A 4162-nucleotide genomic window follows, 5' to 3' on the forward strand; every position below is an offset into this window, starting at 1 on the left:
TTGTTCAAGAAAATCAGGAGGAGTTATGGGAGACTGGATAGTAGCAATTATTGAGGCAGTTTATAATTTTTTGTGGGGAGATCTGATCACGATCCCGCTGCCGGGAGGAGGAACGCTTCCTCTTTCTCTTCTTGTGATCATTCTGATCCCTGCGGGGATTTATTTTACGGTGCGTACGAAATTCCTTCCTGTCCGGTTGTTTCCGGATATGGTAAAGGCTGTTATCGGGAAGACAGAGAAGAAAAAAGGTTCCTTATCTGTGATGCAGTCGCTGATTGTTTCTACTGCTACCCGTGTAGGAATGGGAAATCTGGTAGGTGTTGTGGCTGCGATTTCGGCAGGTGGAGCAGGAGCTGTATTCTGGATGTGGGTAACAGCCCTGATCGGATCTTCAACCGCATTTATTGAAGGAACGCTTGCGCAGCTTTATAAAGAAAAAGATCCGTTGTACGGAGGATACCGCGGTGGTCCGGCCTATTACATACATAAGTACCTGCAGGAAAAAAGAGGCGGAAAACAAAAAAGATATATGCTTCTTCCGGTGTTGTTTGCTGTTTCCGGTCTGATCTGCTGGTGCGGTATCAGCCAGGTTATCAGCAACTCGGTATCTTCTGCATTTGAAAATGCTTTTCACATTCCGCCTTTATACAGCACGATAGCGCTGGTGGCACTGGCAGCAGTGATCGTCCTTCGTAAAAATGCGACAGTAAAGGTTCTTGATGTGATGGTTCCGATTATGGCGGGCTTATACCTGCTGATTACGGTAGTGCTTATTTTGCTTAATATCCGTATGCTGCCTTCTGTGTTTGCAAAGATCTTTCGGGAAGCATTTGGACTTCGTCAGGTTGTGGCAGGCGGATTTGGAGCGGTACTGATGAATGGTGTAAAGAGAGGACTTTTTTCTAATGAAGCAGGTTCCGGATCAGCGCCATGCGCGGCAGCCACTGCAGAGACAGACCATCCGGCAAAGGTGGGACTGGGACAGGCGCTTGGTGTTTTTATCGATACCATTTTAATCTGTACCTGCACGGCCATGATCATGCTCCTTACACCGGAAACTCTTACAGACGGACTGGCAGGAATGGATCTTCTCCAGGAAGCTATGAGATATCATCTGGGGACTTTTGGTGTTATATTTATTGCAGTTACTTTGTGGCTGTTCAGTTTTTCTACTTTTATCGGAATTCTGTTTTATGCAAGATCAAATGTTGCATATCTGTTTGGTGATAACTGGATCTCTCAGACCGCATATAAGATTGTTGCCCTGATCATGCTGTTTATCGGAGGCCTGGCGGCATATACCGTGGTGTGGGATCTTGGAGATGTAGGTGTGGGACTTATGACACTGTTTAATATCTTTATCCTTTTCCCAATGTCAAAGAAGGCTTTGGAGGCTCTGAAGGATTACGAAAAACGGAAAAAAATCTGAATTTGCAGAGAAGGATGATTTACCTTTGCTGTTTGGACAGACGATTTATAAAAGGCGGATCATATGCTGTGCGGTATTTTCTGAAGAAATATGCAGAGCATGGTGATCTGCCTTTTCCTCTGTTTTGCTCTGTATCAGGTATTCACACACATATAAAAAAGGTGTATGATAATAGAAAAAGGCGGAAGTGATCTGCCGGAATAAAGGACGGAAACAGCTATGAAGATCATCACACTAATGGAAAACACCTGTGGGGCAGAGGGATTTCTTTTTGAACATGGATTATCCCTTTATATAGAAACGAAAAAGCATAAAATTCTGATGGATACGGGCTCCTCAGATGGATTTCTTAAAAATGCAGAAAGGCTGGGAATTGATCTGACAGCGGTGGATGCTGTGTTCTTAAGTCACGGACACTATGATCATTCCGGAGGAATCCTTGCATTTTCGGAATTAAATCCGTCAGCATCCATTTATATGCAGAAGCTGGCCGGAGGAGATTATTACCATGGGGATAGATATATCGGTATTGACAAAAAAATTCTGAAGCTTCCTCAGGTAAAGCTGCTGCAGGGGAATTGTAAGCTGGATGAAGAACTGTCTCTTTTTACGGACATTACCGGAAGACGGTGCTACCCTCAGAGCAATCTTGCGCTGACAAAAAAAGAGGGAGAAAAAGAAGAGCAGGATACCTTTGCCCATGAACAGTGTCTGGTCATTCGGGAAGGAAAAGAAAAGATTCTGATCTCCGGGTGCGCCCACAATGGGATTTTGAATATCCTGGATAAATATCAGGAGCTGTATCAGGAATTGCCAACCAGAGTAATAAGCGGTTTTCACATGATGAAAAAAACGCCTTATACAGAAGAGGAAACAGCTACTATACTTGCTAATGCCAGAGAACTGGCAGGTTATGATACAATCTTTTATACAGGACATTGTACAGGAGATGAAGCTTTTGCCCTGATGAAGCCTGTTATGGGAGAAAAGCTTGTGCGGCTGCGCAGCGGCCTTCGGGTAATGTAAGCTGATATGCGTCAGAGATACAAAACACAGATTTTGGAAGGAAAAGCGAAAAATACAGATTTCTGTCAGATGATTTATATAATAGAAACTGCAGTATCAGGTGTAGCTAATTGTGGTTTTGGGAAAGGGTCAGGCTTCTGTGGTAATAGACAGAGGGCGTCTGGTCATAGATTGATAGTACAGAAGATGCAGAGGAACGTGACATGAAACATAAAATCAGACTAAGCAGAAAAACACTGAAGATCATACTGGCTGCCTGCATTGCGGCAGCAGTGCTTTTGACAGCAGGTTTTTTTCTGTATATACATATTGTGGACAAAAATACGCTGGGGCGTGAGATAAAGATCTATGGGATGAATGTGTCTCATCTTACAGTGGAGAAAGCGGAACAAAAAATCGCAGAGACATTTGCCGGCCGGGAGATCAGCTTTCAGGAGGATGACAAAGAAGTGTATCGGATCACCATGAAAGATCTTGGTTATTCCCTGGATATGAACGTTCTGAAGACACAGCTGGATGCCATTAAAAAAGAAAGAGATGCAGACAGGCAGATTTTTGCTCATCCGGTGAATTTTAAGATGGGCTACCAGATACAGAAGAATAAACAGCAGGAACAGACAGCTCTTTCTGTGTCGCATTTTAATAATAAGGAGCGTACGGCTTCTGTCAGTGCGTCCATTGCCTATGACGAACAGAAAAAGGCTTTTGCCATTACAAATGATGTACAGGGAAATGAGATCGATGAACACCGTCTGTCCAATCATGTAAATGAAACTCTTGACCAGATTTTTCAGGAGGATCTTCTGGGCGGTGAAATCCGTATTTCTCTTGGAACAGCCGTATATGTGCAGCCGGAAACCGTGGTAACTGCAGAGATGGAACAGAAGCTGAAAGATTTGAACGATCAGCTTCAGAAATACCGTAGTACAACCGTAACCTATACTTTTGGTCCGGCTTCTCAGGTTCTGGACAGTTCTGTCATAGAATCCTGGATCAGGATCCAGGGAGATAAGGTCAGCCTGGATGAGGTTTCTGTAAAGGCTTATGTGGAACAGCTTGCTGCAGATTACAACACAATCTATGTTCCCCGTACTTTCCGGACTTCTTATGGAAATGATATTACAGTTTCCGGAAATGAGTATGGTTACCGGATCGATCAGGAAGGGGAGCTGAAACAGCTTCTGGAGGATCTGAAAAGCGGTACGTCAGTATCCAGAGAACCGGTATATGAGATTCGTGGTTTCCAGAGAAACGGACGGGATGACCTTGCCGGAAGCTACATAGAGGTCAGCCTGGATAATCAGCATTTGTGGCTTTATAAGGATGGAAATCTTGTGACGGAGACAGATATTGTCAGCGGTGCGCCTACTCCTGAAAGGGAAACCTACAGAGGTGCATGGCCGATTCCTTATAAGGCAAGTCCTTTTGAACTGACAAGTGACCAGTATGGATATAATGTAAAGGTTACTTACTGGATGCCTTTTGTTTACGGACAGGGGCTTCATGATGCCTCATGGCAGTCCTCTTTTGGAGGAAACCGTTATAAGACAGGAGCGGGAAGCCATGGCTGCATCAATCTTCCCACGGATCAGGCAGCACTGATCTTTCAGACCATTGACAGTGGTTATCCGATTATTATTTATTAAAACAACGGGGCTATCGGGAAATAGATAGTTCTAAATAAGGGCAGATGTGACTCGTGCGAGT

The 4162-nt window shown here is 44.2% G+C and carries 3 protein-coding genes; all 3 read left to right on the forward strand.

From position 1 onward, the window contains the following. Positions 1 to 25 precede the first annotated feature (25 nt). The 3 genes from RDS42_RS13015 to RDS42_RS13025 all read left to right on the forward strand — a co-directional run bounded on the left by RDS42_RS13015 (position 26) and on the right by RDS42_RS13025 (position 4101). Positions 26 to 1429, forward strand: coding sequence for an alanine/glycine:cation symporter family protein (locus RDS42_RS13015; protein WP_308784037.1), 1404 nt, complete (start codon positions 26 to 28; stop codon positions 1427 to 1429). A 219-nt stretch (positions 1430 to 1648) separates the two neighbouring features. Next, the gene (locus RDS42_RS13020) at positions 1649 to 2455 is read left to right on the forward strand and encodes an MBL fold metallo-hydrolase (RefSeq protein ID WP_308784038.1); all 807 of its coding nucleotides are present in this window, start codon (positions 1649 to 1651) and stop codon (positions 2453 to 2455) included. Between the two features lie 203 nt (positions 2456 to 2658). Next, positions 2659 to 4101, forward strand: a complete 1443-nt coding sequence (locus tag RDS42_RS13025; protein ID WP_308784039.1) for a L,D-transpeptidase family protein — start codon at positions 2659 to 2661, stop codon at positions 4099 to 4101. Positions 4102 to 4162 lie beyond the last annotated feature (61 nt).

The sequence above is a fragment of the uncultured Blautia sp. genome (assembly GCF_902497045.1).
Lineage (GTDB): Bacteria > Bacillota > Clostridia > Lachnospirales > Lachnospiraceae > Blautia_A.

Excerpts from the sequence above, each read along its gene's own strand:
- RDS42_RS13020 (WP_308784038.1), top strand. The coding sequence starts at position 1,649 with ATGAAGATCATCACACTAATGGAAAACACCTGTGGGGCAGAGGGATTT.
- RDS42_RS13025 (WP_308784039.1), top strand. The coding sequence starts at position 2,659 with ATGAAACATAAAATCAGACTAAGCAGAAAAACACTGAAGATCATACTG.
- RDS42_RS13015 (WP_308784037.1), top strand. The coding sequence starts at position 26 with ATGGGAGACTGGATAGTAGCAATTATTGAGGCAGTTTATAATTTTTTG.